Origin of the sequence: Thiothrix eikelboomii, from assembly GCF_900167255.1 — a bacterium.
Lineage (GTDB): Bacteria > Pseudomonadota > Gammaproteobacteria > Thiotrichales > Thiotrichaceae > Thiolinea > Thiolinea eikelboomii.
The window spans coordinates 31069-55377 of record NZ_FUYB01000018.1 but is presented as its reverse complement, the minus strand read 5'-3'; the positions used below and the strand labels follow the sequence as shown (position 1 = coordinate 55377).

General features: G+C 43.7%; 25 protein-coding genes and 1 pseudogene. All 26 read left to right on the top strand.

The window, feature by feature from the left end:
- The 26 genes and pseudogenes from B5D50_RS15175 (at position 1) to B5D50_RS15050 (ending at position 24294) form a co-directional block, all read left to right on the top strand.
- Positions 1-1302, top strand: a complete 1302-nt coding sequence (locus tag B5D50_RS15175; RefSeq protein WP_078923505.1) for a nucleotide sugar dehydrogenase — start codon at positions 1-3, stop codon at positions 1300-1302.
- A gap of 2 nt (positions 1303-1304) precedes the next feature.
- Positions 1305-2357 (top strand): Gfo/Idh/MocA family protein, encoded by a 1053-nt coding sequence (locus B5D50_RS15170; RefSeq protein ID WP_078923504.1) that lies wholly within the window; start codon positions 1305-1307, stop codon positions 2355-2357.
- A 7-nt stretch (positions 2358-2364) separates the two neighbouring features.
- Positions 2365-3429, top strand: a pseudogene (locus B5D50_RS15165) (glycerol-3-phosphate dehydrogenase/oxidase).
- A gap of 20 nt (positions 3430-3449) precedes the next feature.
- Positions 3450-4031, top strand: coding sequence for an acyltransferase (locus B5D50_RS15160; protein WP_078923503.1), 582 nt, complete (start codon positions 3450-3452; stop codon positions 4029-4031).
- Between the two features lie 4 nt (positions 4032-4035).
- Positions 4036-4353: a hypothetical protein gene (locus B5D50_RS15155; RefSeq protein WP_078923502.1), complete on the top strand. Its 318-nt coding sequence runs from the start codon at positions 4036-4038 to the stop codon at positions 4351-4353.
- Positions 4350-5909, top strand: coding sequence for an aminotransferase class I/II-fold pyridoxal phosphate-dependent enzyme (locus B5D50_RS15150; protein ID WP_078923501.1), 1560 nt, complete (start codon positions 4350-4352; stop codon positions 5907-5909). Before B5D50_RS15155 ends, B5D50_RS15150 begins: the two co-directional genes overlap by 4 nt.
- Positions 5910-5912: 3 nt before the next feature.
- Positions 5913-7181, top strand: a complete 1269-nt coding sequence (locus tag B5D50_RS15145; protein WP_078923500.1) for a lipopolysaccharide biosynthesis protein — start codon at positions 5913-5915, stop codon at positions 7179-7181.
- Between the two features lie 34 nt (positions 7182-7215).
- Entirely contained in the window at positions 7216-8190 is a 975-nt protein-coding gene (locus tag B5D50_RS15140) for an NAD-dependent epimerase/dehydratase family protein (protein WP_078923534.1), read from the top strand.
- 39 nt (positions 8191-8229) lie between these two features.
- Positions 8230-8799, top strand: coding sequence for an acyltransferase (locus tag B5D50_RS15135; protein ID WP_078923499.1), 570 nt, complete (start codon positions 8230-8232; stop codon positions 8797-8799).
- On the top strand, positions 8780-9370 hold the full coding sequence (locus B5D50_RS15130; protein WP_078923498.1) for a serine O-acetyltransferase: 591 nt from the start codon (positions 8780-8782) through the stop codon (positions 9368-9370). Before B5D50_RS15135 ends, B5D50_RS15130 begins: the two co-directional genes overlap by 20 nt.
- A gap of 32 nt (positions 9371-9402) precedes the next feature.
- Positions 9403-10020 carry an imidazole glycerol phosphate synthase subunit HisH gene (gene hisH / locus B5D50_RS15125; RefSeq protein ID WP_078923497.1) on the top strand — a complete coding sequence of 206 codons (618 nt, stop codon included), beginning with the start codon at positions 9403-9405 and terminating at the stop codon, positions 10018-10020.
- Positions 10017-10766, top strand: coding sequence for an AglZ/HisF2 family acetamidino modification protein (locus B5D50_RS15120; protein ID WP_078923496.1), 750 nt, complete (start codon positions 10017-10019; stop codon positions 10764-10766). The genes hisH and B5D50_RS15120 overlap by 4 nt, the downstream gene beginning before the upstream one ends.
- On the top strand, positions 10763-11908 hold the full coding sequence (locus tag B5D50_RS15115; RefSeq protein ID WP_078923495.1) for an N-acetyl sugar amidotransferase: 1146 nt from the start codon (positions 10763-10765) through the stop codon (positions 11906-11908). The genes B5D50_RS15120 and B5D50_RS15115 overlap by 4 nt, the downstream gene beginning before the upstream one ends.
- A 39-nt stretch (positions 11909-11947) precedes the next feature.
- Positions 11948-13210, top strand: coding sequence for a glycosyltransferase family 4 protein (locus tag B5D50_RS15110; RefSeq protein ID WP_078923494.1), 1263 nt, complete (start codon positions 11948-11950; stop codon positions 13208-13210).
- A 2-nt stretch (positions 13211-13212) separates the two neighbouring features.
- Positions 13213-14349 (top strand): DegT/DnrJ/EryC1/StrS family aminotransferase, encoded by a 1137-nt coding sequence (locus tag B5D50_RS15105; protein WP_078923493.1) that lies wholly within the window; start codon positions 13213-13215, stop codon positions 14347-14349.
- On the top strand, positions 14327-14842 hold the full coding sequence (locus tag B5D50_RS15100) for an acyltransferase (RefSeq protein WP_078923492.1): 516 nt from the start codon (positions 14327-14329) through the stop codon (positions 14840-14842). The genes B5D50_RS15105 and B5D50_RS15100 overlap by 23 nt, the downstream gene beginning before the upstream one ends.
- On the top strand, positions 14839-15798 hold the full coding sequence (locus B5D50_RS15095) for a Gfo/Idh/MocA family protein (protein ID WP_078923491.1): 960 nt from the start codon (positions 14839-14841) through the stop codon (positions 15796-15798). The genes B5D50_RS15100 and B5D50_RS15095 overlap by 4 nt, the downstream gene beginning before the upstream one ends.
- 114 nt (positions 15799-15912) lie before the next feature.
- Positions 15913-17076: a glycosyltransferase gene (locus B5D50_RS15090; RefSeq protein WP_078923490.1), complete on the top strand. Its 1164-nt coding sequence runs from the start codon at positions 15913-15915 to the stop codon at positions 17074-17076.
- Positions 17077-17089: 13 nt separating this feature from the next.
- Positions 17090-19030 (top strand): asparagine synthase (glutamine-hydrolyzing), encoded by a 1941-nt coding sequence (gene asnB / locus B5D50_RS15085; RefSeq protein WP_078923489.1) that lies wholly within the window; start codon positions 17090-17092, stop codon positions 19028-19030.
- A 4-nt stretch (positions 19031-19034) separates the two neighbouring features.
- Entirely contained in the window at positions 19035-20123 is a 1089-nt protein-coding gene (locus tag B5D50_RS15080) for a hypothetical protein (RefSeq protein ID WP_078923488.1), read from the top strand.
- 1 nt (position 20124) lies between these two features.
- The gene (locus B5D50_RS15075; protein WP_078923487.1) at positions 20125-21243 is read left to right on the top strand and encodes a glycosyltransferase family 4 protein; all 1119 of its coding nucleotides are present in this window, start codon (positions 20125-20127) and stop codon (positions 21241-21243) included.
- Positions 21240-21827: a sugar transferase gene (locus tag B5D50_RS15070; RefSeq protein WP_078923486.1), complete on the top strand. Its 588-nt coding sequence runs from the start codon at positions 21240-21242 to the stop codon at positions 21825-21827. Before B5D50_RS15075 ends, B5D50_RS15070 begins: the two co-directional genes overlap by 4 nt.
- Before the next feature lie 51 nt (positions 21828-21878).
- The gene (locus B5D50_RS15065; protein ID WP_078923485.1) at positions 21879-22169 is read left to right on the top strand and encodes a nucleotidyltransferase family protein; all 291 of its coding nucleotides are present in this window, start codon (positions 21879-21881) and stop codon (positions 22167-22169) included.
- Positions 22162-22515 (top strand): HepT-like ribonuclease domain-containing protein, encoded by a 354-nt coding sequence (locus B5D50_RS15060; protein WP_078923484.1) that lies wholly within the window; start codon positions 22162-22164, stop codon positions 22513-22515. The genes B5D50_RS15065 and B5D50_RS15060 overlap by 8 nt, the downstream gene beginning before the upstream one ends.
- Positions 22512-23108, top strand: a complete 597-nt coding sequence (locus B5D50_RS15055) for an acetyltransferase (protein ID WP_078923483.1) — start codon at positions 22512-22514, stop codon at positions 23106-23108. Before B5D50_RS15060 ends, B5D50_RS15055 begins: the two co-directional genes overlap by 4 nt.
- A 10-nt stretch (positions 23109-23118) precedes the next feature.
- A complete protein-coding gene (locus B5D50_RS15050) occupies positions 23119-24294 on the top strand; it encodes a DegT/DnrJ/EryC1/StrS family aminotransferase (protein WP_078923482.1) in 1176 nt (391 codons plus the stop codon).
- The last annotated feature ends 15 nt before the right edge of the window (positions 24295-24309 follow it).

The window sequence follows — 24309 nt, the reverse complement described above, 5'->3', positions numbered from 1 at the left end:
ATGAAAACGATTGAAGAATCTACGTTAGCCATTATCGGCTTGGGCTATGTAGGCCTGCCGTTGGCTGTCGAATTTGGCAGAATCCTCCCCACTATCGGCTTTGACATTAACAAGTCCAGGATTGAGGAACTCAGAGGCGGCAGCGACCATACGCTAGAAACCACGCCAGAAGAATTACAAGCGGCGAAGCACTTAAGTTACACCACACAATTGGATGATTTGCGTGATGCTAATGTCTTCATCGTGACAGTACCAACACCAATTGATGAACACAAACGCCCTGACCTGACCCCGTTGATCAAAGCCAGTGAAAGCATTGGCAAGGTGATCAAACGTGGCGATGTGGTGATTTACGAATCCACCGTCTACCCCGGAGCCACTGAAGAAGATTGTATTCCGGTGATTGAGCGGGTTTCTGGTCTAACGTTTAACGTGGATTTCTTTGCAGGTTACTCACCCGAACGTATTAACCCCGGCGACAAAGTAAACACACTAACCACTATCAAGAAAGTAACCTCCGGCTCTACACCTAAAGCGGCGGATTATGTGGATGCACTTTACCGCCGTGTTATCAAAGCTGGCACACACAAAGCATCCAGCATCAAAGTCGCAGAAGCATCTAAAGTCATTGAAAACACCCAGCGCGACCTAAACATCTCACTAATGAATGAGTTGAGTGTCATTTTCTCACGGATGGGCATTGATACGGTTAGTGTCTTAGAAGCAGCCGGAACGAAATGGAATTTCCTACCCTTCCGCCCCGGCTTGGTGGGTGGGCATTGTATTGGTGTTGACCCCTATTACCTCACCGATAAAGCCGAAAAGTTGGGCTATATCCCGCAAGTTATCCTTGCCGGGCGACGTATCAACGACAATATGGGGCGTTACGTAGCGCGTACTACTGTCAAGAAAATGATCCAGAACGGTGTAAACCCGAATGGTGCGCGGGTTGGCGTAATGGGTGTCACCTTCAAGGAAAACTGCCCTGACATCCGCAATTCCAAGGTGATCGACATTATTCGTGAGCTGGAAGATTTCGGTGTGGTGACAGTGGTTACTGACCCTTGGGCGAATGCTGAAGAGGTGGCAGCAGAATATCACGGCGTTAAGCTGACTCAATTAACACCACAAGCTCCGGTAGATGCGTTGGTGGTTGCTGTCTCACACAATGAATTTGCCAGCTTAAAACCACAAGAACTACACGCCCTACTCCGTGGCTGCAAACCGGTGTTGGCAGACATCAAATCTTTATACGATCCTGCGGAGTTACAGGCTCTCCACATTACTGTATGGCGGCTGTAATCATGAATTTTCCTACTATCACCGACCGTAAACTGCGTATTGCAATTGTTGGCTGTGGGCGCATTGCCAAAAACCATTTCGGCTCACTCGATAAGCACGCTGATAATTTTGAATTGGTCGCGGTGTGTGACACTAACCCTGCTCACTCCACACCTTATGCCACCCAATATGATGTACCTGCTTACACTTCGATGGAAGCCATGCTGGTGCAACACAAGCCTGATCTTGTCAGCCTCTGCACCCCTAGCGGCATCCATGCTGACCAAGCAGCTCTCGCAGCCAAACACGGTGTCCACGTCATCACTGAAAAGCCGATGGCAACCCGTTGGTCTGACGGTGTGCGCATGGTGAAAGCCTGCGATGAAGCAGGGGTACGCCTGTTTGTGGTCAAGCAAAATCGCCGTAACACCACTTTGCAATTGCTCAAACGAGCAGTTGAAGAGAAACGTTTCGGAAAAATCCATATGGTTCACCTGAACGTATTCTGGACACGTCCACAAGCCTATTATGACCAAGCCAAATGGCGCGGTACATGGGAGTTTGATGGTGGTGCTTTCATGAACCAAGCCAGCCATTACGTCGATCTACTGGATTGGCTGATTGGGCCTGTCGATAAAGTACAGGCGATGATGAGCACTACCCGTGACATTGAAGTGGAAGATACGGGTGTATTGAATGTGCGCTGGCGCAACGGTGCATTAGGCTCGATGAGTGTCACCATGCTCACCTACCCGCAAAATCTGGAAGGCTCAATCACCATTTTGGGTGAAAAAGGCACGGTGCGTATCGGTGGGGTTGCTGTCAATGACATTCAACTGTGGCAGTTTGACGAACCCCGTGATTATGATGCGCAAATCCAGAGTGCCAATTATGAAACCACCTCGGTGTATGGCTTTGGGCATCCGCGGTACTACAAGAATGTGGTGGATGTAATGCGCGGCGTGGCTGAACCAGAAACTGACGGGCGTGAAGGCTTGAAGTCGCTGGAAATGCTGATCGCGGCTTATTTGTCTGCCCGTGACGGCAAGACGGTTTCCCTGCCACTGGAATACTGATTAACAGGTGCGTATCGGCATTGTCGGCGGCGGCATTAATGGCTTGTGTTGTGCGTGGGTATTGGCTCAAGCCGGACATGAAGTTGACTTGTATGAGCGCAACAGGCTCGCCAGCCAAACCAGTCGTGCCTCATCCAAACTGTTGCACGGTGGTTTGCGCTACCTTGAGCAATACGAGTTCCGCTTAGTACGCGAAGCCCTCAAAGAACGCGATGCATGACTGCAACGTGTCCCTGAATTGACTAGCCCATTGCGCTTAGTGCTACCGATTTATCAGGGGTCACAACGTCAGCGGTGGTTAGTCGGTACAGGTTTGTTTTTGTATGACCATCTTGCTGGTAAAAGCATTCTGCCACCTGCTCAGTGGTTAACAGCAGAAACTTTGTTACAGCGTGACCCGCAATTAAAAGCAGAAGGTTTGCTGGGTGGTTATGCGTTTTCGGACGGGCAAATGGATGATCGCCGCCTTGCGCTATGGGTAGCGGATCAGGCGCGGCTGGCAGGGGCAAAGTTGCACGAACACTCGGACGTGATTGCTATTGATACGCACGGTCATGTTCATATTGCGGATAGCAGTTATCTTCATGACAGGGTAATTAATGTTGGTGGGCCTTGGGCAGTGACGTTACTGAAGCAAAGTGGCATCCCCTCCCCTTATCGGCTTGATACCGTGCGTGGTAGCCATTTGGTATTAGAGCGGGAATGCCCACAAGCTTATTTGCTGGAAGTCCCTGAGGAACGGCGTATTTTTTTCGTCTTGCCTTGGCAGGGTAAAACGTTAGTCGGTACAACGGAAGTACGCCAACAAGCACATGAGCCAATAGAATGCTCCGTTGCTGAACGGGATTATTTGCTGGCGGCTTATAACCATTACACCACTGCTCCACTCAGTGCCGCGAACATAAACAGTACGTTTGCGGGGATGCGCCCCTTATTGTATTCAGCCGCAGACCCGCGCAAGGCCACCCGTGAATATGCACTGGATCGTCAAGGGCAATTGATCAATGTCTTCGGGGGCAAATGGACAACTGCTCTAGCCCTCGCTCATAAAGTGCAGCAACAACTGCTGTGACAATAACATCAAAGGATAGTATGACTGACATCTTCATTCACCCCACGGCCATTGTTGATGATGGCGCACAGATTGGCGCAGGTAGCCGTGTGTGGCACTGGGCGCACGTTTGCGGTGGCGCACGTATTGGTCAGGGCGTTTCGCTTGGGCAGAATGTCTTTGTCGGCAACAAGGTAGTGATCGGCAATCAATGCAAAGTGCAGAACAATGTCTCGGTGTATGACAATGTAACGCTGGAAGATGGCGTGTTTTGCGGCCCTAGCATGGTGTTTACCAATGTGTATAACCCACGGGCATTAGTGGAACGTAAGGATGAATACCGCAATACTCTAGTGAAGCGCGGTGCTACCCTCGGTGCGAACTGCACCATCGTTTGTGGTGTCAGCATCGGTGAATATGCCTTTATTGGGGCGGGCACTGTGGTCAACAAGGATGTACCTGCTTACGCGCTTATGGTCGGTGTACCTGCCAAACAGATTGGCTGGATGAGTGAATACGGTGAAAAGCTGGATTTACCACTGACCGGTGACGGGATGGCAACTTGCCCACACACCGGCAAAGCCTATATGCTGAAAGCTGGTCAGGTCACAACGGAAGGATAATACCATGCAAGTTGAAGTCATTTATCATCACGGCACATTGACGTTTAATCGTCCCTTACGTTTCCGTCAGGCGCATTTTACCATGCAGGTCGATATTCCTGAGCAGGTGGTTGAGACCGAAGAAGTCAGCTTTCCGGCATTTGATTTGTCGCTGTTCTCTGCTGAAGTTCGGGCTGAAATTGCACGCTTGGAAGCGATTCAGCGGTTGGCAATCAGTCAACCAGTACCTAAAGTTGAAGAAGAAACCGAAGAGCAGCGTTTACGCTGGGCTGCTTTTGAATTACGCAATGAAACACGCCGCGAACAGGGGCGCGACCTATGAATCACCTATTGTTGGATGTCAATATTGTTGTTGATTTGTGTGTGGCACGGGCTGGCTCTCCGAATAGCTTAGCAGCGGTGGCACTGGCAAGGGAACAGGGTTTCCAGTTATGGGTGTATGCAGGTTCAGTGCAAACGCTGGAGTATGTGGTTGCGTCTGAGTTGCGTTATGCGCGGCAAAAAGTGGGGGATGCCTTATCTGGGAATGCTGTCCGGCAACTGGCACGGCAAGTATTGGGTGAGATAACTATAAACTGCCAATGGCTGGCTGCGTTAGCGAAAGAGGGCGCGGTATTCGCCGATGAAGACCCTGAGGATGCACAGTTGATCCGCTCGCTGGAGCGTTTTACTGCGGGTACGGCAAGGCTCTTGACTCGTGATGGCAGAATGCTCGAACGTTGTGGTGATGCTGCCATTACACCGGAAGCCTTTATTGAGCAAAGCCTGCAAAACCCTAGCAAACCCAAGTTTGAATTTATCGACCTGAAAACCCAGCAGAACGCGATCCGCCCACAGTTGGAGCAGAATATCCATCGGGTGTTGCATCATGGCACTTACATTATGGGTAAGGAAGTGGAACTGCTGGAGGCGAAGCTCGCCGCGTATACGGGTGCGAAGCATTGCATTACGGTAGCCAGTGGCACCGAAGCCTTATTGATTAGCCTAATGGCATTGGGGATTGGTGCGGGGGATGAGGTGATTACCACGCCGTTTACCTTTGTGGCGACGGCTGAGGTGATTGTGTTATTGGGCGCGAAGCCGGTGTTTGTGGATATAGAGCCAGACACTTGTAATATTGATGCGCGTTTGATTGAAGTCAAAATTACCGAACGGACTAAAGCGATTATGCCAGTTAGCTTATATGGTCAACCGGCGGATATGGATGAGATTAATGCGATTGCCGCGAAATACAACTTGCCGGTGATTGAAGATGCGGCGCAGAGTTTTGGGGCGACGTATAAGGGTAAGAAGAGTTGTAATCTTTCCACCATTGGCTGCACCAGCTTTTTCCCTAGCAAGCCGTTGGGGTGTTATGGGGATGGCGGGGCGATTTTTACTGATGATGATGACATTTATCAGGCTTGTCGGGAGATTCGGATTCATGGGCAGAGTCGGCGTTATTACCATACCCGTGTGGGTGTCGGTGGGCGGATGGATACGCTGCAATGTGCGATTGTGCTGGCGAAGCTGGAACGATTTGATTGGGAAGTGGAGCAGCGACTTGCGCTGGGGCAGCGGTATAATGAGTTGATGGATGAGGCTGGGGTTCAGCGGGTGCAGCAGCGGGATGATAGGACGAGTGTGTTTGCGCAGTATACGGTGCTGGTGGAGAAGCGTAGTGAGTTGGAAGCGCGGTTTAGGGAAGCTGGGATTCCGACAGCGGTGCATTATCCCGTGCCATTAAATGAGCAGCCTGCTTATCAGCATTTGTGTTGTGCGGATTGTACACCGATTGCGCAGGATAAAGCACAGCGGGTGATGAGTTTGCCGATGGGGGCGGATTTATCTCTGACCCAACAATCTATTGTTTGTCAAGCTCTTAGTAAGTTATTCTGAAATATGGAAAAAATCATCAAGAAGTTACAAAGTGGTGATTCGTTTTTAAAAAGTATTGCTCCTCTCATATCATCGAACATAGCTACACAAATCATTGCTTTAGCAGCTCTACCAATTTTGACACGCCTTTACCAACCTAGCGACTTTGGTGTTTTAGCATTTTTTTCAGCCGTTATTTTGACAGCAACATCTATCTCAACACTACGCTTCGAAATACCTATACCTAACGCTGCCTCAAGTGTCGAAGCAAAACACTTAATTATCGCAGCAATCTTAAATACTACTTTAGTAACAACATTAGTTGCTGTACTTATAATTGTGGGGATATTTAATGAGAGACTTGACCAGATAGTAGAGAACAAACACAAATTATTAGTATGGCTAATCCCGATTGGAGTTTGGTTGAGTTGTATATTTAATACAATGCACTTTTATGCATTACGTGAACGTCAGTATGTTCTTATTTCCAAAGTCCGAGTCGGGCAATCACTAATCGGCAATGCAGTACAAATCATACTTGGTCTTCTCGTGACAGGGCCCACTGGTCTTCTGTTCGGATTTTTAATCCAAACAGGACTTAGTGGCGTTGCTTTTGCAAAGCATCTGGCTGAAAATAAAAAATACTGGGTTGAAAGTTTTAATGTCAACATACTAAAAAAAACTTATAAAAAGTATAGCAATTATTTAAGATACTCAACACCAGAGGCGTTTTTTCATATGTCTTCATTACAAATTCCATTTCTTCTGATCGGCTATTTTGTCAGCCCTCAAGAATCAGGATTAATTTTTATGGCTAACAGGATAATGCAATTACCTGTTAGTGTAATTGGTGGTTCCATCGCGCAATTTTTTACAGGCGAACTCCAAGAGAGAATTAGACTAAAGGAATTAAACATTTTCTTCCAAAGAACGATTAAACGCCTCCTGCTGCTAGCCATTCTTCCAACTATTTTTTTGGGAACAATATCGTATTTTCTGTTATCTCCAATCCTAGGCGAGGAATGGCAACGAGCAGGTTTGATGGCACTTATCATGATTCCATCTGTTAGTATTCAGATAATTGCCTCAGCTACTGGTAGCGCACTGTACGCTACCAGTAATGAGCGTAGCGCTTTTAAAATTCATTTTTATGGGTTTTGGATAAGAATCATTATTCTTGTGCCAGTCTGTATTTATTACCCTGACTTTGCATTCATTTCATATGTATTGGGTGGTTTTATGCATTATGCTCTTTACCTAAAAGGTATAAATAATGCTTGTAGGAATGGATAGCATATCAGTTTTTTATTTTTTTAAGAGGTTAAATATGAATTTAAACGAACACTATGCAGATAAAAAAACCCTCGTAACGGGTGGTGCTGGCTTTATCGGTGCTCATTTATGCGAGGGGCTACTTGATTGTGGAGCAGAGGTGTATTGCCTTGACAACTTCTCAGCAGGACATCTGTCTAACATTAAGGAGTTTTTTAATAACCCCAAATTTCACATAATTGCTAAAGATGTGTGCGACCGTGATGGCGAAATGGAATTACTGTTTGAAGGATTGCACGCAGTATTCAATAATGCCGCATCAAAGAAGAATATCTGTCTAGCAAACCCACAAAAGGATCTACAGGTAAACGCTGGTGGTACACTGAATCTTCTTGAACTCGCTATGAAGCACGGCGTAAGCAAATTTGTCCATGCCTCAACCGGTTCTGTGTACGGTGAGCCATCGCTATTCCCAACCACAGAGGCTCATCCTCTAGCACCTGTATCTTACTATGGTGTTTCGAAGTTGGCTGGAGAGCGCTATGTGGATGTCTTTCATCGATTATACGGACTTGACACGACAATTTTGCGCTATTTTCATGTGTACGGACCAAAGCAAGAATCCAATGAGTTTGGTGGTGTAGTATCAATCTTTCTAAGGAAAATTATTGAAGGAAATAATCCTGTAGTGTTTGGTCATGGAGAGCAGGTGCGCTCCTTCACTTGGGTCAAGGACTTAGTGACTGCGAATCTACGTGCAGGTGCATATCCGTCTGCACGTGGTAAAGCTTACAATGCAGCATCTGGCATACGGGTAACAATTAATGAACTTGCCAACAATATGATTAAGTATATGAGCATGGAAAAAAGACTCTGTGTTGAGCATGCAGCACCTCTTGTTGGCGATATTATGGAGTTTGATGTTTCAAACGAGGCTATTCGAAAAGACCTCAACATAGAATTTAATCAGGATTTTTGGGGGACGTTAGAATTCTCAATTAGGGATAGCAAGCATTTTTTGAACCGCTAGTCTTTTCTATACCCATTAGAACTCTACTGCAAACTGCCCATGAAGAATAAATTTCTATATAGATTATTTCTTCTAATAATCGATTCTCGCCTGATGCTATTTGCTGGCATTCGTCAAAGACTCTTAAAATCTTTGACGAACACTCCTCCAAATTATCGCTTGATTGTTTGTTCAGGAGTTTTTGTAGAAGGATGCGAATTTTTAAGGATGGGTGATGGCGTCTCCTTTAACCAAGATTGTTTTATTTCTGCTTATGGAGGAATTGAAATAGGCAATGAAGTATCTGTCGGGCACCGAGTGTCAATATTGAGCACAGAACATCGCTACGATAATCCTGAAGTGGCTATACGCTGGCAGCCCATAGTATCAGCAAAAGTGGTCATAGGAAATAATGTGTGGATTGGAGCAAATGTGACAATTCTCGCGGGCACAGTCATACCAGATGGTTGCATTATTGCTGCTGGTGCTGTGGTTACAAAGAAGCTAATAGAGCAAGATGCTGTCTATGCAGGCTGTCCTGCAAAACTAATTAAACGCAGATTCAACTCTGAAGAGAAGAGCACCAATAATTCTACAATACAAGTTAATTATGATCAAAAACTTCAATGACCTAACTCGTTATATAAAATCAGACATTTCCAGCATGGGACATCATTACGAAGCAAAAGCTTGGTTGAAAGACCCCGTTGTTCGCTTTATAGCAATATTGCGCATTTATGAGTTCTTAATCAATACCAACAAACCTAGAATGGTGCAACTCCTAACAGCGTTCTTCTTTAAAAGAACTTCTATTAAGTTAGGCTTTTCTGTTGGCCCAAATGTTTTCGGCCCGGGTGTTGCTATTGTGCATTACGGCCTACTAATTATAGATCCAACAACTAGAATTGGTAAAAACTGTCGAATCCATATGGGAGTGCATATTGGAGGTGCTGCTCAGTTTGTTGAAGCTGGTACTGAAGCCGATTTTTCTCCCAGAATAGGCGATAACGTTTACATTGGACCTGGAGCTAAGATATATGGCCCAGTCACAATCGGAAATAACTGCACGATTGGTGCAAACGCTGTGGTTACCAAGTCATTTGATGGCGAAGGTTTAACATTGGCTGGAGTTCCAGCAAAAATCATTAATCAATCTCCTTTAGGCTCAATAAACTCACGCATCCTAAGAGGTGCCAAATAACTTCTAGCTCGATTCAATTTTAGAGAAAATTTATGGAAGTTGCAATTATTGATTGTGGTATTGGCAACATTAAATCAGTACAGCGAATGTTTGAGGCTATCAATGTAAAAGCGGATATATGTTCAAGTCCGGAGATGACCATCGGTTGTAAAAAACTAGTAATCCCTGGGGTGGGTGCATACGATGCGGGCATGTCGGCAATAGCTCAAAATGGATGGTTAGATATTCTCAACGAACATGCACTTGAACGTAGAATTCCTGTGCTGGGTATCTGTTTGGGAATGCAGTTACTTTGCAGAAAAAGCGAGGAAGGCTCTATGCTAGGTTTAGGCTGGATTCCAGCTGATATTGTTTCATTTAACAACATCGATTTTCAAATCAAAGTACCCCACATGGGATGGACTAATGTCACCCCAACTCAAGAGAACCCCTTAATACCGTTAAACACTCAATACCAACGATTCTACCATGTTCACAAATATCACGCTGTTTGTGATGACGAAGCAAACATCATTGGAAAAGCGATACATGGTTACTCATTTGCCAGTATGATTCGGAAAGAGAATATCTTTGGTGTTCAATTTCACCCCGAAAAGAGTCACACATTTGGAAAGCTCTTATTGCAGCGTTTTTATGGAATAAATAGATGAGCTTCCGACTGATACCCTGTTTGCTTCTTAGCAATAATGGACTGGTAAAAACACAAAGATTTAAGTCACCGAAATATATCGGTGATCCGATTAATGCTATTAGAATTTTTAACGAAAAAGAAGTTGATGAGCTGATTTTGCTAGATATAGATGCCACCAAAAACAGACGACCACCTAACTTTGCTTTGATTGAGCAATTAGCTAGCGAGTGTTTTATGCCATTTTGTTATGGAGGGGGAGTATCGTCAATTGAACATGTCAAAACACTTTTCAAGCTAGGCGTAGAAAAGGTCTCATTACAATCATCGCTTGCAGCAACACCAGAACTTATACGAGAAATTTCTGCTAATTATGGTGAGCAAGCCGTTGTTATATCGGTTGATGTGAAAAAAAATTGGCTCGGTAAACAAAAAATTCATAGCCATGCTGGGGTTAAATTTTCTAGCACAGACTGGCGTGAGCACATCACCACCAGTGTTAGACTAGGGGCTGGTGAGGTACTCTTGAGTTCTGTCGACCACGATGGTATGCGAAACGGTATGGACATAGCCTTGATTCAAGAAGCGACAAAGCTTGTCGATGTTCCTATCACAGTGATGGGAGGCGTTGGTACCATGAGCGATATAAAAGAAGCCAAACAAGCTGGAGCAAGTGCAGTGGCTGCTGGAGCCTATTTTGTTTTTCAAGGGCCTCATAAAGCTGTATTAATTACCTATCCAAGATATGAGGAAATCGCGAATCTATGAAGCATGTTGATAATAATAAAATATGTAATCGTTGTATTATGGACGATAGTGCTCCTGACATTAGCTTTGATGAACAAGGAAACTGTAACTATTGTGCTATTTTTCTCAATAAACAAAATCGCCATCTCCCTCCAAATGAAGAGGAGCGAGAGCGGCGGCTTAACTCTTTATTGACCAAGATCAAGTCCAATAGTAAAGGTCGAAAATACGACTGTATTGTTGGAATATCCGGCGGGGTTGATAGCAGTTGGGCATTAGTTCAGGCTGTTCAGCTTGGTCTTAAACCACTGGCCGTTCACATGGATAGTGGTTGGAACTCAGAACTAGCTCAAAACAATATTGCTAATCTTGTGCGTAAGCTTGATGTAGATTTATATACCCATGTTATTGAGTGGCCAGAGATCCGTGGTTTGATGGAAGCATTTTTTGCCGCTGATGTCATAGATGTAGAGGTTTTATACGACAACGCTATGCTTGCCGTCAATTACCGAATGGCTGCTCAACACGGGTTACACTATATCCTTGCTGGTACAAATATCGCTACAGAAGGGATTGACATTCCCTCATCATGGAATTGGTACAAATCTGATAAGAAAAACATTGTGGGAATATCACGGGCTTTCAATGGCCCAAAACTGAAAACATTTCCGTCGATAAGTACATTGGATACCGCTCGTTATGTATTACTGAACCGTATTCACTGGGTTTCTTTTTTAGACTACCTTAACTATCGAAAGTTTGATGCTCTTGAGGTGCTTCAGCGAGATTTTAATTATAAGCCTTATCCACACAAACATTATGAGTCTGTATTCACGCGCTTCTACCAAGGCTATATACTACCCTATAAATTTGGTGTGGACAAACGAAAGCCTCATCTATCAAGTCTTATCATGACAGGGGAACTAAGTCGTGAAAAGGCTTTGCAGTTAGCTGCTGGCATAGCTTATCCTAGTGAACAAGAAATGGAAGCTGATCGCCTTTATTTCATGAAAAAAATGGGCTGGTCAGAGGAGAAATTTAGTGACTATATGTCACGTCCCGAAAAACCTCATGACCTTTATCCTTCAGAGGTTCACCTCTACAGAAAATTACTTGGCCTTTACAGGAAATACAAATTAAATTTTGGAAAAGTTACTTGGTAACTTAATAAGCAACACCTATTACATTAAGAAGTTTTTGATATGGAAGTTAATAGAAAATTATTGGTCATTGATACCTCATACACTCTTGAGATGATAAATGAAAGAGGCTTATTAAACTCAGTGACATGTAGAGATTTAGATGGCTATTTTTCGCATGTATGGAGTGTGCATCCCTTTTCCTCTATGTTAACTTCAGAGAAATGGCTATCAAAATTTGGAAAACCTGTACATCACAAACTTAACCCAAGCAATACATTTATTGAAGGAAGAGTTGGTAGATTTCCCTTTTTAAAAAATGTGCGCTCATTAAATTTTTTAATTAGTCAAATTGAATTATTTATTAACCTATACTATATTATAAAAAAAAATAAAATTAATATAATTCGTATAGGTGATCCCTTATATTTGGGAATTTTAGGTTGTATATTATCAAAAATCAGTGGCGTACCTTTGGTTATAAGAGTAAATGGACATAATCGAAATATAAGAAAAAGTACTGGACAACCTATGTATCCGAAACTCTTCAAATCAATTAAATTTGAAGAAAAGATAGAGTCCTTTGTGTTCAAACGAGTTGACTATGTTATTGCTCCGAATAATGATTATTTAGATTTTGCCATACAATGTGGCGCAGACTCAACAAGAGTTTCAGCACTAAGTTATGGAAATTTGCTGGCTAAGGAATACTTTGATGATCCTAACAGCAGAGTATTTGATAATAACTTTTTTGATCGCTATCATTTGGAGAAAAATAAATATTTTCTTACGGTTGGGCGCTTGGAACCAATCAAGTTTCCAGATGATACCTTAGAAGCATTCTCAAAATTACCTAATCAGTATCAGGAATTCAAACTGGTTTTTGTTGGTGATGGTTCTATGAAAGATGAATTACTCGAAAAAGCTATAAAACTCAATATTCAAGAGAGAGTTATATTTACAGGAAACCTAAATCAAAATAATTTATTACAATTATACACAAATACTTTAGCATACCTCTCTCCTTTAACTGGACGAGCGTTGTCAGAGGCTGCATTGTGTGGAGCACCTACAATTGCTTATGATCTAGATTGGCAACCCGATATTGTAGAAAATGAAGTTACAGGTATACTGATTCCATCTCGAAGTGTGAAAGGGTTTATGATAGGCATGATAAAATATATTGAAAATCATGAACTTGCTTCTAAAATGGGAAAAAGCATTAGGTCACGAGCTTTAGAAATGCTGGATCCACAAACTCAAAATCAACGTGAAATTGGGTGTTATCAAATAGTCCTTGTTTCTTCAAACATCAAAAGGAATTAAAAGTGAGCGTACCATTTATAGATTTAAAAAGATTTGAGCCTAATTTTTTAGAGGAGTTAAACGAAAATTTAATTCAATTATTTAAAAACTCCCAATTTATTGGAGGGGAAGAAGTCGAAAAATTAGAAAGCTCTCTCGAAGGGCATCTTGGGGTTACTCATGCAATAACATGTGCCAACGGTACTGATGCTCTACAACTAGCTTTGCGAGCCTTGGGCGTAAAACCTAATGATATAGTCTTAGTACCAAACTTTACTTTTTGGGCTACATTCGAAGCAATTGTTAATGTTGGCGCTCATCCTGTGACAATTGATGCCGATATTTCAGATGCTGGAGTTGATATTAACGCCTTCTCAGAAGCTATTTCTCAATTAAAACCGAAAGCGGCCATTGTTGCTCATTTGTTTGGCTGGGCTTCTAGCAAACTTGTCTCTCTAAGAAAGCTGTGTGCAGATAATAACGTTTCGTTACTTGAAGATGGTGCTCAGTGTTTTGGAACCATGTACAAGAAGGAGTCTATTTATAAAAACGCACTCATATCTACAACGTCCTTTTATCCTGCAAAAGTTCTAGGGGGAGCGGGAGATGGGGGAGCGGTTTTCACAAATGATGCTGAGCTTGCAGATAAAGTTAAACAATTAGCTAATCATGGCAGAACAAGTCACTATGGTTATGGTTCAGTCGGTTGGAATTCACGCCTAGATAGTATCCAGGCGGCTTTTTTAAACTTATCTCTTAAACATATACAATCTCGTATAAACTCAAGAAGAGCTTCAACTAAGCTTTATCAAGACAAGTTACCAAAGCTAGGGATTCAGGTCATGCTCCCGCCACCAGATTTTGAAGAAAATGGTTATTGTAATGTTTGCATTGTTAATGATGCAGAAAAAAAGACTTACCTTGAAAGTATATTGAAGAGTAAAAACATAGGATATGCCAATATATATCCTGGTGTCATGTCTGAGCAAACAGGAGCATTGCCATATCTCAAAAATCATATTGGCGGCAATGCTGGAAAAAATCTTAGCTGCACAGTATTGAATCTACCACTTTTCGCCTATATGAAAGAAAATGAATTAGATGAAATAATTAATGTTATAGAAAGGAGTTTACATAATGACCAGCAATGGACTTACTGATGTTTACATACACGAAAGTGCTAATGTTTCCAATAAATCTAGAATCGGATCTGGTACAAAAATCTGGGTAAATGTTCAGGTACGTGAAAACTCAAATATCGGCACTAACTGTATTCTATCTAAAGACGTTTATATAGACATAGATGTCAACATAGGTAATGGTTGTAAGATACAAAATGGTGTATCTGTTTATAAGGGAGTGGAGATAGGAAACAATGTGTTCATTGGTCCTAATGTAGCCTTTACTAATGACAAAGTGCCACGCGCTTTTAATCAAGATTGGAAAATAACTCCAACAAAAATATGCGATGGTGCAAGTATAGGTGCAAACTCCACCATTGTTTGTGGAGTTACTATTGGAGAGTACTCAATGATTGCTGCTGGTAGTGTCGTAACAAAAGATGTTGAGCCATATACATTGGTACTAGGTTGTCCTGCTAGATATATCTCAAAAATCGACGAAGCTGGTAATCGTGTTAATGGAGATAAATGATGAATAAACCTTTAATTAATCTTGGACTTATAGGCCTCGGTAAGATGGGTCAAAACCACTTGAGAGTATTGGCAATGCTCAGGGGTGTCAATATTTCTTACATTGCAGATGAAAATCATGATCTAACTAATCGACTTGGAAAGCAATACTCTGTAGAAGCACTTTCACCGAAAAATGCTCTCGATGTTGCCGTAGATGCTATTGTAATTGCTACACCTACCGTTACTCATTATGAGTATGTTCATTTAGTTTCTCGGCGAACAAAAAATATCTTTGTTGAGAAACCAATGGCTCACACCCTTGAATCTAGTCGCAATATGGCAAACCTTGCAAAATCTGAAGAACTCAATATTCAAATAGGCTTTATTGAACGTTTCAATCCTGCCATTATTGCTCTAAAATCCATATTAGATTGTAACGATAACGTTATTAATTTAGACTTCACAAGAACTAATAAAATTAGCTCACGAATTACTGATGTCGATGTCATTACTGATTTAATGGTTCATGATATTGACTTGTCGTTATATTTAAATGGCCCAGCTACTAATGTGTCAGCGCATGGTTATGCTAAAGGTGAAATGATTGACTACGCATCAGCGTTAATTAAACACCAAAATGGGCGATTCTCAAGAATTCAGGCAAGTCGAATTTCTGAAAAGAAAAAAAGAAGCGTGGAGGTAACAGCAACCGATATGTTTATAGATTGTGACTTACTTAGAAAGGAAATAATAGTTTATAGAAACACCGAAACACAAGACTCCAGCACCGCTCCTTACTCGATTACAGGCATTCAAGAAGCAATTCAAGTCAAACCTCAGGAAGCACTTGTATCTGAATTACAAGCTTTTGTAAACTCTGTTTTGTCTATAAAGAGCCAAGAAACACCAAATGTTGATGAAAGCTTATCTGTAATGGAAGTATGTGAGTTGATTCGCAATGAAATTATCAGTTAAGTACATGAACCTAAGTTTTCGTGCATTCGCATCTTTAAGAAATCAATGAGTTATGCTCATAAAATACGCGAATACCTCGGCCTAGCTACTTAACACCATCTGGATAAGATATAAATGAAAATAGGCTTCGTGATTCCTTTTCTTTCCAAGGGAGGAGCAGAATGTGTTGTTGTGGATTTAGCCAACTCAATGGTGCAACTAGGGCAGGATGTAACAATATTTTTATTGTATTCGGGGGAAGTTAACTCTAGGATTAACTCACTTTCTACCAAGGTTAAAATCCATTATATCTATCCAAAAAAACACTCTACAGTTGGGACATATGCCAGAGTTATTACTTGGTTTATTAGAAATAAAAATCTATTATCAACTTTCGATATTATACATACTAATCTCACTTTCGGTTCAATCTTTTCTTCAACTGCATGGCTATACAAGACCATGCTATCCCCTCCTAGTTTCCCTTTAGTCATTGAAACGAATCACTCAGTTGGTACTTATATAAAAAAATGGCAACACGCCTTGTTTTTACTGAATTCACACATGCGTGATGGGTATATTCTAATGGCTCAAGATGATCAATGGGACAGACATTTTTCCAAGAAAAAAAAATACCCGCTTATTGAACTGATCCCTAATGGAATTGACCTATCTAAATTACATGTTTCGCCTCAGGAGCTTGATCTGTGTGCTGCCAGTATAGGACGTGCCAAAGAAGCTTATATCATTGGCTCAATCGGACGAATGGTTAGAGAGCGTAACCCCGATGCTATTGTTGATGTATTTTTTGAGCTACTTTCTAGGAAAATTGATTCCGATCAATTCGATATCCACTTTTATATGGGGGGCACAGGTCCTGAGTTTAACCGCATTGCTCAAAAATTTTCTGATATGGGAATTAGTAATTTTGTCACATTGCCTGGCTTAGTTGAAAATTCGCGTGTTACTATGTCTTCTTTTTCTCTTTATGTGACGATGAACGTTAAGGGTACTACAGGAATTTCTGGTCTTGAAGCTACTAGTCAAGGTATACCAACCGTTGCTGTCCAGATGACACCTGGTTATACCGCCAAAGAAACAGACTGGATTTGGTCATCTGAATCCCCAAAACTTGTTGCAGAAAAAATTTTAGAACTTCTCAGAGATCAAACTAGCTTGTCTCAATTAGCTAAAGTTCAAAAAGATTTTTGTATTGAAAATTTCAGTGCTACTACTATGGCAAAAAGATATTTAGATTTTTACAAAAAATGTCAACTGTCACTTTCTAACACTGTATAAGTGGTATCAGTTAATGTGTGGAATAGTTGGTTTTCAGTCATTTGCATCATTGCCTGATACTCGTATCGTTGTTCAGGCAATGGCTGATTCTCTACTCAATCGGGGTCCTGATAGTTCAGGCATTTGGATTGATGAACATGTTGGGATTGCCTTGGCTCATCGGCGATTAGCCATACTTGAATTGTCGGTTGCTGGCCATCAACCCATGCACTCCACCAGCGAACGTTATGTCATCGCTTTCAACGGGGAAGTCTATAATCACAACAAACTACGGGCAGAACTCAAAAAAGCTAACCTTTCACACTGTTGGCGAGGCCATTCCGACACCGAAACCCTATTAGCTGCCATTGAAACATGGGGGATTGAAGCCACTCTACAACGTTGCATCGGCATGTTTGCCATCGCCTTATGGGACAAAGAGTCCCAAACTTTGACCTTAGCACGTGATCGTGTAGGTGAAAAACCATTGTATTACGGCTGGCAAGGGGATACCTTTCTATTTGGTTCAGAACTCAAAGCCCTCAAAACCCATCCTGCTTTTCAAGCAGATATTAACCGCGATGCTCTATGCCTCTACATGCGACATAACTACATCCCAGCCCCCTATTCGATCTACCAAGGTATCCAAAAACTACTTCCTGGTACATGGCTACAAGTGTCGCGTACCCAACGTGAATCCGAGACCAAAACCTACTGGTCTGGTGTTGAAGTGAGTCGCCAGGGCAAAGCCACCCCCTTTACTGGATCACCAGAAGATGCTGTAAATACACTGGAAAATCTGCTCAAAAACGCGATTGGTCAACAAATGATGGCAGACGTTCCACTCGGTGCGTTTTTATCTGGTGGCATAGACTCATCTACTGTGGTTGCCCTCATGCAAGCACAATCCAGTCAACCGATTAAAACCTTTTCGATTGGTTTCCATGAGGAGCTCTACAACGAAGCCGCCCATGCAAAAGAGGTAGCCCAACACTTAGGCACGGATCACACTGAACTCTATGTCACTCCTGATGACTGTATGCAGGTTATCCCACGCTTGCCTACCTTATATGACGAGCCGTTTGCTGACTCCTCGCAAATACCAACATTCCTCGTCTCTCAACTAGCACGTCAACACGTCACCGTGTCACTATCCGGCGATGCGGGGGATGAGTTATTCGCAGGCTACAACCGTTATCAACTGACAGCTAACACGTGGGCAAGACTGTCACGGATTCCCCGCCCTATTAGGCAATGGGCAGCGAAGACAATCACCAGTATTTCACCTGCTAGTTGGAATCGTATCGCCAACACCTTAAAATCCGTTATTCCATCTTTCGGCCAATGGGCAAATATGGGAGATAAGCTGCACAAAGGCGCAAGAGTTATGGCAAGCCATTCTGCGGCAGATCTATACATTGGAATGGTCTCAGGCTGGCAATATCCCACCAACGTGGTAATCGGTGGCACAGAACCCCCCACCTTTCTCACAGGATATTTGCCGAATTTAAGCCACCTCAACACCGTTGAACGTATGATGGTGCTTGACCTACTCACTTATCTTCCTGATGATATTCTCTGCAAAATTGACCGTGCCGCAATGGGTGTATCGCTGGAAAGCCGTGTTCCTTTCCTTGATCACCGTCTCATCGAGTTTGCTTGGCAACTCCCTTTGGAATATAAGCTAAGAGAAAACCAAACTAAATGGGTACTACGACAAGTGCTGTATCGCCATGTACCGAAAGAACTCATTGATCGCCCTAAAATGGGTTTTGGTATTCCCGTTGATAGCTGGCTACGGGGTTCTTTACGCGATTGGGCAGAAAATTTGCTGAGTGAGTCGCGCCTACGGCAAGATGGCTATTTCAACCCTGCTCTCATACGTCAGAAATGGAAAGAACACCTTTCAGGTCAGCGCAACTGGCAAAATGATCTTTGGTCTGTTTTAATGTTTAACGCTTGGATAGAGCATTAAATTTATGCTTTTTTTCTCATCCAAAACAGCTTTCGATCTTTTAATTTTAATTACATTAGCAAAATTCATCGCTTTTTTTTATATTAAAGCTGATTCAGATATATTTGAGTCAATATTTCTATCTGGTAATGACTCTGGCTATTATCATGCTTATGCAATGGGAGAAGTTTCGGAAGTAACTAGTGTATGGCCTATTTTCCTAAAATTTCTTCATGAATATGGATTATATGATAGATATGTTATATCAGTAATTTTATTTTTAATATCAATATTCATTCCTTTTATTTTTGCTTCGCTGCTATTAAAAACCGAAGTCTTTAACAATGCTGCTGATAGAAAGGTCTATTGGAATTTTATACTACTAATTAGCTGCTACCCATCTATATTTTTATTGTCATTGGATATTTATCGTGACATGGCAATGTTATTTCTATTCTCCATAACATTATGGCTAATAAAAAAATATATAGAGAAAAATCAGAGAGGGAAAACCCTCTTAATCCTTCCTATCATCTTACTAATATATCTTTTATTTTTATTCAGGGAGTACCTTGGAGTTTCAATTCTCGCAGGTTTATTTTCGTACAAACTAAAGATATCGAAGAACAAAAAATATTATTTTTTTGTTCTTTATTTTTTAGCCCTTGCTATACTTAACAACTTCGGATATCTCAATCCTTTATTAGAGTATAGAGGTCAAGGATTCACAACTGGCAATACCACGTTAGGAGTTAGCTTATTAAATACTGATACCCTAAGTTTTTTTGTTTTATATCTTTACTCAGCGATTATGCAGTTAAGTGGCTTTTTTATAACATCAATACCCAGTATTTTTATCTTTTTCACCGAATCAGTTTTTTTTATTATTGCCACAATATACATTATTAGAAATAGTAATTTACTAACTCCATTTGCACGCTTCTTAATTATTTTTTCCTTGTTCTATGCATCAATATGGATAATTGGCAATGACAATATTGGAACAGCGGCTAGATTGAGAACCTTTAACTATATTAGTATATATTTGATAGCATCAATCGTTTACATAGAGAAATTGAAAATTCACCGCTCAAAACTCAAGAAGAACATATGACATGAAAAAACATTTTGCTCTTGTAGGTGCTCTCCCTGAATCCCTCATCAACTTTCGAGGTTCTCTCATCCAGTCCCTATGTAAAGCCAATTACCAAGTCACTGGAATGGCTTCAGAAACACAACCCAAAGTTACCCAACAGCTAAACACCTGGGGTGCAAATTTCCGCGCTTACCCCGTACAACGCAACAGCCTAAACCCACTGGCAGACTTCAAAACATGGCAATCCCTACGCCAAACATTCCAAGAACTGCAACCCGATGTCATTCTCGCCTACACCATTAAACCGGTGATTTGGGGTGGGCTGGCAAGCCGTATTCTCCCTAATACACACTTTTACGCCCTGATCACCGGGCTTGGCTTTGCCTTTCAAGGTGAAACGCTCAAGCGCAAACTGCTAGTGAAGCTAGTCACATTTCTTTACCGTATCGCCTTAAAACGTGCCGAACGAGTTATCTTTCAAAACCCCGATAACCTCAACGAATTTATCCAACGTGGCATTGTACCAGTCACCAAATGCGCTTTGGTCAACGGTTCCGGCGTAGACATTAGCCGCTACACACACACACCCTTGTCCAATAACCCGCCTGTTTTTCTCACCATCGGGCGCTTATTAGGTGAAAAAGGCTTCCGTGAATACACCCAAGCCGCCCAAATCGTCAAAGCTTGCTACCCAGAAGTCACCTTCCAACTACTAGGCCCAGAAGACCCCTCATCCGATGGCATCCCCCTCAGCGAAGTACAACAATGGCATCAAAGCGGCTGGCTAGAATACCTAGGCTCAACTGATGACGTGCGTCCCTATCTGCAAAATTGCCATATCTACGTTCTGCCATCCTATTATGGCGAAGGTTTACCACGAACTATTATAGAGGCTATGTCCATAGGTCGTCCGATTTTAACTACGGATAATGTAGGCTGTCGCGAAACCGTCATCCCCGGTGAGAACGGCTACCTCGTTCCCAAAACCAATGCCCAAGCCCTCGCAGAACGCATGATCTGGTTCATCGAAAACCGCGACCAATGGGAACGCATGGGCAAACGCAGCCGCGAACTCGCCGAAGAAAAATACGACGTACACAAAGTCAACGCTCAACTAATGGAAATCATGGGACTATGAAACGAATTCTGGACTTGTCAGCCACACTTTTCGGCTTAATACTGCTTGCGCCAATCATTCTGATATTGGCAATACTCATCCGACTAAAACTCGGCTCTCCCGTGTTCTTCACCCAAACCCGCCCCGGCTTACACGCCAAACCCTTCAAAATGGTCAAATTCCGTACCATGACCGATGCCCGCGATGCCGCTGGCAACCTGTTGCCTGATAACATCCGCCTCACCGCTTTTGGTCGTTTCCTGCGCTCCACCAGCCTCGACGAACTCCCCGAACTCTGGAACGTCCTCAAAGGTGAGATGAGCTTGGTTGGACCTCGCCCCTTACTCATGGAGTATCTGCCGCTTTACAGCACTGAGCAAGCCCGCCGTCACGAGGTTCGACCTGGCATCACTGGCTGGGCACAAATCAACGGGCGCAATGCGATTAGCTGGGAAGAAAAATTCAAACTCGATGTCTGGTATGTCGACAACCAATCCTTCTGGCTCGACCTGAAGATTCTAGTGCTGACCATCAAAAAGGTTTTCGTGCGCGAAGGGATTAGTGCTGAGGGTGAAGCCACCATGCCGAAATTTACCGGCAGTTAAGCGACTGCTATACTGACTACCAAGTGCCGTATTGCACGAGAGTAGGTAACCATGAACAAACAAGACATCCTAACATTCCTCCGTACCCACAAACCGGAATTACAAAATCGCTTTGGTGTGTTACGCATCGGCTTGTTTGGCAGCTACGCCCGTGATGAACAACGTCCTGACAGTGACATAGACATCGCCGTAGACATCCAGAGTGACAACACCTTCCGTAGCTTTTTTGGTCTCAAGGCATACCTCGAAGACAACCTACACGCTACTGTTGATCTTGGCATGGAAAATGCCATCAAACCCGGCGCAAGGGCATCCATCCAGCAGGACATCATTTATGCCTAAACGTAACTTGGCACTGTATATCGATGACATCCTCGACTCTATCAGTGCCATCCAATCGTTTACTGCTGGATTGTCATTTGAAAATTTTGCCCAAGACCGTAAAACCTACAGCGCAACCATCAGAGAATACATTGTCATCGGTGAAGCTATTGTTGCCCTGAAAGAACCACTGGAAAACCGCTTCCCTAGCTACAGTTGGCGCATGATCAAAGACTTCCGTAACTTCATTGTGCATGAATACTTTGGGATAGATGCCCGCATTATCTGGGATTTAACCACACAAGAACTTCCCGAACTAGAAAGCATGGTTCGGCAACTGCAAAAGCAACTCGCTGAGACACCATGATCTATATCTACGGCGCAGGCGGTCACGGCAAAGTCGCTTTTCACACCCTGACCCAAAGCGGTACACAAATCCAAAACTTCATCGACGACAAAGCGCGTGGGGAACTGTGTGGTATTTCTATACTCTCTCCCACACAAATTCAGGATTTATATCCCTATGCCATCCACTTCGCGATTGGTAACAACGCCATCCGTAGCCGCCTGCAAAGCGAATGGAACAGATTAGGCATTCCCGCTGAAACAGCGATTCACCCACGCTCAACCATTTATCCCGGTGCAAAAATCGGTGCGGGTAGCCTCATCACCGCTGGCACAATCATCGGCTCAGATACCCGTATTGGTGATGGCTGTATCATCAACCATAACGCCGTCGTCGATCATGATTGCGTTATCGGCGACTTTTGCCACATTGCCCCCGCTGCTACCCTCGGCGGCGGCGTCACCCTCGGCAGAGAATGCCTGATTGGGGCAGGTGCAACCATCCTGCCCTACCTCACTATCGGTCACAATGTCACCGTCGGGGCTGGTGCAGTCGTCACAAAAAACTTACCGGATAACGTCACCGTCGTCGGTTGTCCGGCACGGCCTAAATAAAGACCAAACCATGCTAAACACCCAACTCCCCCCCTGGCCCTCCTTCACACCCGAAGAAGCCGAAGCCGTTTCCCGCACTCTCCTTTCCAACAAAGTCAACTACTGGACAGGCAACGAATGCCGCGAATTTGAAAAAGAATTCGCCGCATGGTGCGGCACAGCACACGCCATTGCCCTAGCCAACGGCACCGTCGCCCTCGATGTTGCCCTAAAAGCGTTGGGTGTCGGGCAAGGTGATGAAGTCATCGTCACCTCCCGCACCTTCCTCGCATCGGTCTCCTGCATCGTCACCGCAGGCGCAATCCCCGTATTTGCCGACATTGACCGCGACAGCCAAAACATCACCGCCGCCACCATCGCTCCCATGATCACCCCCCGCACCCGCGCCATCATCTGCGTCCACCTCGCAGGCTGGCCGTGCGAAATGGATGCGATCATGCAACTCGCCGCCCAACATAAGCTTTACGTCATCGAAGACTGCGCCCAAGCCCACGGCGCAACCTACAACGGGCGTATGGTCGGCAGCATCGGACACATCGGCGCATGGTCATTCTGTCAGGACAAAATCATGACCACCGGTGGCGAAGGCGGCATGGTCACGACTAACGACCGCGAACTCTGGTCAAGCATGTGGAGCTACAAAGACCACGGCAAAAGCTGGGAAGCCGTCTACGAACGCCAACACCCACCCGGTTTCCGCTGGCTACACGACAGCTTCGGCACCAACTGGCGAATGCTGGAAATGCAAGCCGTCATCGGGCGCATCCAACTCACCCGCATGAAGGACTGGACAGCCCAACGCCAACACCACACCACTGCCATTTGGGAAACCGCCAAACAGCTACTGGGCTTGCGCGTCCCAACCCTCCCCGCCCACATCGGTCACGCTGCCTACAAATGCTACGTCTTTGTCGAACCCGACCAACTCAAACCCGATTGGAATCGTGACCGCATCATGGCGGAAATCAACCAACGCGGCATCCCCTGTTTCTCCGGCTCCTGCTCTGAAGTCTACTTAGAAAAAGCTTTCGAGAATACCGATTGGAGACCGACCCAACGTTTGCCCAAGGCTCAAGAACTAGGCAAGACGAGTTTGATGTTTCTTGTTCACCCAACCTTAACCGACGAACATATAAAGCAAACTTGTCAGGTACTTACTGAAGTTATGCGATTGGCTACAAAATAATTAACTACCTATTCC